This is a genomic window from Neolewinella litorea, from assembly GCF_004803465.1.
GTDB lineage: Bacteria > Bacteroidota > Bacteroidia > Chitinophagales > Saprospiraceae > Neolewinella > Neolewinella litorea.
Map to the genome: position 1 here is coordinate 1 of NZ_SRSF01000022.1, position 3,972 is coordinate 3,972.

A 3,972-nucleotide genomic window follows, 5' to 3' on the forward strand; every position below is an offset into this window, starting at 1 on the left:
CCATCCCGCGACCATTTATTGAAGTAGTAATGGACGATCTTCCAGGGTGGAAACTGAGAGTCGAGATTGCGCCACTGGCAGCCCGTGCGGGTCAGCCAGAGAATGGCGTCGAAGACGTCACGCAGATGGTGTTTGCGCCTGCGCCCAATGGGCAGCAATGCTTTAACTTCGTCCCACTGGCTGTCAGTCAACCGAGCGAACTGCTGGGTCATGTTTCGTATAGTTTGGCGACTTACAAAACACGACTGGCAGCCTTTTGCTAAATCATATCTGGAAAATCATAATTTTAGACATGCTCTAAAAGTTAGGTTCGACATCCTTGGTGACGATGTGAAAGTTGGGTTTAATCCCTAGTCGGACGACTTCATTTCTTCTTTTGAACCTGAAAGCAAAAAAATAATCTAACTCTTCTGCTTTGCATCTTAGGGCTGAATATCAAAAATTATTCGACGAAGAGTGAATCTAGAGGCAAGATGGTATAAAGCCAAATGGGTGTTGTCAAACTCTAAACCAAAAAATCGCCTCCCGTGGCAGGGGAGACGATTGGTACGGTAATATTTTGCTGGTTTTTAGCTGAAGCTAATTTTCAAACAGGACTGTTTGTCATTCCTTTTGGCGAATGCCCACCCAAACCTTTTCGCGCCACTCTTCTGTGTTAAAATCGTATACCTTGTAGTCGATACGCAGATTCTGCTTGTCGTCGGAAAGCTCGCCTACACCATGCGCTCTACTGCAGCAACTGTTGGTGCTCGGTTTGAGTATAAAACCCTTGTAGTTGTAAATAAGTATTGGGTTATTCAAGACCTCTCCATTCATCGCTCCTCTTGGGAAACCCTTGAGGCGGATGTCGCCATCGTTTTCAAAGAAGGTGATGAAGAAATCAGGTTGATCAGATTCGGATTCGTTGTTACCGATAAAGGTTCCAAGAATGGGCTTTGTATTGAAGTCAGGGTCTTTGCCGATGATATAGACAGATTCGGTCTTTGCTGCCACTTCGTTATCTCGATTAGGACATTCTTTCGTGTCGCGGTAAACGGTCAGATCAATATCCACCTTACCATCAACAGTCCCACGGCTGAAAACCAGATCAGTTTCCTTTCCGTAATTAGTTCTCGGATCGCTACCGAAGTTCCATTCATAAGAATCAGCGCTTTCATCCAGTGCACGAAAAGAAAGGTTGCCGGGCAGAGTTGTATCACGAATTACTAAGGATTGAACGATATATTCATCCCCACTAAATGGGGCCGTTCGGGTGTAAATAAAGGTTTCAAAATCGGCTGAGAGATCTTCAACGGTTTGACAGTAATCATAATTAGGACATGCCGGGTTGAGATCGTCCATACATTTCTTGTCCTTCTCACATCCTGTGAAGGAAGAGATACAACAAACTGCTATTGTACAAAGAGAAATATGTTTTAGGTGCAGGGAGTATATCATACTATCTAACTTTTATAATGGAGACGGTTTCTGAGCGTTCATTTGAAATGACCCGCAACTGATAAGTTCCTGGAATAAGTTCGGGAATATTGAAGTAAAATTCTTTTGAATCAGCCGGGATATCGTTCGATTCAAACACTAATTGTCCATTACTGCTCAAAATCTCTACTTTTTCAACGTCGAAAGTAGAGGATACTCGGATGTCCTTGACAAAAGGATTTGGATAAACAGTCACTTCAACACCATCGGTGTCTAGATTATTGCGATTGGGCTTAATATTTTGCGCATTTGCCGCCAATCGTGCCATTGATGCAGGATTTTCGCGCGTAGGATCATATGCGGTCTGGCAAAAGTTGGTCAAAGTACTGACCGAGACAGGACCTATGATAGGGGAAGAGCAGCTACTCTGATTGGTCTGGTCATTAAAAGTAAAATTAGATGGCGGTGCTGAGACATTAGTGGAGTTTCCTGTGTTCAATTCATAGTTACCCAAGAATACCACATCATCAGATCCATCTGTCGGAATCAGTGTCACTAAGACTTGAAGAGATACATTGTCTGAGCATTCATATTGTTCGTAGTTTCCAAAACTAAAGGGGTCATTCGGGTCACTGACGAATTCTTCATAAAAGTTTGCGTATTGTCCATCAGCACATGCGGCGTCCACAAAAGGAGTTCTGATCGCGCCGCCCTGACTGGCAGGAATCAATTTCATGCTTCTGGCTGGCCCCGTACATTCCTCAAAAACAAGGGATAACATGATGCGCCTTGGGGTAGCCAAGAATCCTGCAGAAGTATTTACAACGTAATCTAATTCATTACCATCAACATAACGATAGAAGTCATAAGTTCTGTCCAGACTTCCGGCATTCTGATTGACAAGACGATGAAGTTTTGGTGTTTTTAAAAGATTAAACACTCCTAAAGGGTTCTTGTAAACCGCTTCTGAACCATTTTGATATGACGGATTATCTTGGGCCAACGATGAAGGTGTGAAAAAGTCGGAACCTTGTTTGTATTCCGTACTTGTTTCAGTGCCAGTTGCTTGAAGATCAAACTCGGTAGAGTACCCAACGATCCTAGAAGATGTCCCGTTTCCCCCGATAAAAAATCTCAGGAGATCTACTGTAGCTTTCCCTACCCCTAACCAACCTGGAACTAAGTTTCCAGGTATTGTGACACCCGAATATGGTGGTTGGTTTTCTTGAGCGCGCCAGTTTTCTATTTTACCGTGATAATCTTGAACCCTTCCAAAACTAGTAGAACCCGAACCTGCCAAACCAAGCAGGTTTGAGGCAATTCCGAACCCTTTTTGAAATGCACTTTGCGGCACGCCTTGTTCTATTTCCGGTTCAGTATAGCTGCTCCCTTTGATCGTCATTTCAATATCTCGTCCCCCCTCCAATTCCTTGTCTATGTAGACTTTAGAAGGATTCTGACAAACGCAGGGGTCATAGGCTGCAGGAAAATCGAGTATTGACCAGACGCCAGCATCTACATATTTGTTATAACCCATAGCCATGTCTCCAAACCCATAGAATTCGTCTAGAGCCTTAGAAGGGGTATTCATCAGAGAAAATAATGCCGAACCCTTAAACACAACACCATCAGCAGCTTCTCCATGTGAAGCTTTAAGTCTGGAAATCTGAAAATTTGTTGTGTTATCAGTAGGGTGATAAACGAAGGCACGAACAAGCCCCGTGTATCTATTGTATAGGGCGAAAGAAGGAGCTCCTACATACTCCACACCCCCAGCGACCGGACCTCCAATATCTTTGTATAGAAGTTCCCACCCATCTGCAGGATTGTTATCAGGAGGATTCGTTTCTAAATGCTCGGTATTGATTGCACCGCTGTTCGAAATGTCAATGAAAGGTGACGGAACATTATTGTCTATAATGTCGATCCCATTATTCGCTTCGTAATACAATGTGTAGAATGTTGTTGTCCAATCCCAAACGTTGATAGTTGAACCTAGGGCGGTTGGAGTTGGACAAATGGTTTGTGCACTAGTAGTGAGGGAGCTTAATGTACCTACAAGACATAGGATGGCTGTGTAGAATTGCTTCATGGAGTTGGTGGGTATTAGATCAGAGTCATCAAAAGGTGACTTATTCACAATGTAGTAAATTTTATATATAATTTCTGGTTTACCAGAAACAGCATGCCTTTTTTTTAAAAAGGAAAATGATTGCAGGTGTCAATGCCTTTGTTTCTGTTAATACACAATAAGTTAAGAGCATGTCTAAAAATTTCAGGGGCCGTCGGCGGCTAGTGACGATATAACCATCTGAATATTAGCCATAAGAATAAAGCCTACAGAATTTTCTATCGTTCGCTCGTAATCCTTGATGATTCGACGGAAGAAATTCATCCAGGCGAAGCTTCTTTCAACCACCCAACGCTTCGCTTCGACGACAAAACCCCGCTGATCCGGCGGACGGCTAGGGCACTCAAATACTACTCGGTCAAGTTGGCTCATCAACACAGCAAATTGGCCCGTGTAAGCACTGTCCGCAAGAAGCTTCTTCGCGC

Annotated in this window: 4 protein-coding genes; all 4 read right to left on the bottom strand. The window is 43.5% G+C overall.

Going from position 1 to position 3,972, the window contains the following annotated elements:
- Positions 1–212 (bottom strand): transposase (locus tag E4021_RS17770; protein WP_136460589.1); only part of this gene is annotated, 212 nt, incomplete at its 3' end.
- Between the two features lie 391 nt (positions 213–603).
- Entirely contained in the window at positions 604–1,341 is a 738-nt protein-coding gene (locus E4021_RS17775) for a hypothetical protein (protein ID WP_136460832.1), read from the bottom strand.
- 97 nt (positions 1,342–1,438) lie between these two features.
- Complete coding sequence (locus tag E4021_RS17780; protein ID WP_136460834.1) at positions 1,439–3,508, bottom strand: T9SS type A sorting domain-containing protein; 2,070 nt, start codon at positions 3,506–3,508, stop codon at positions 1,439–1,441.
- Positions 3,509–3,691: 183 nt separating this feature from the next.
- On the bottom strand, positions 3,692–3,972 hold a 281-nt coding region (locus E4021_RS18650), incomplete at its 5' end, for a transposase (RefSeq protein WP_168797527.1).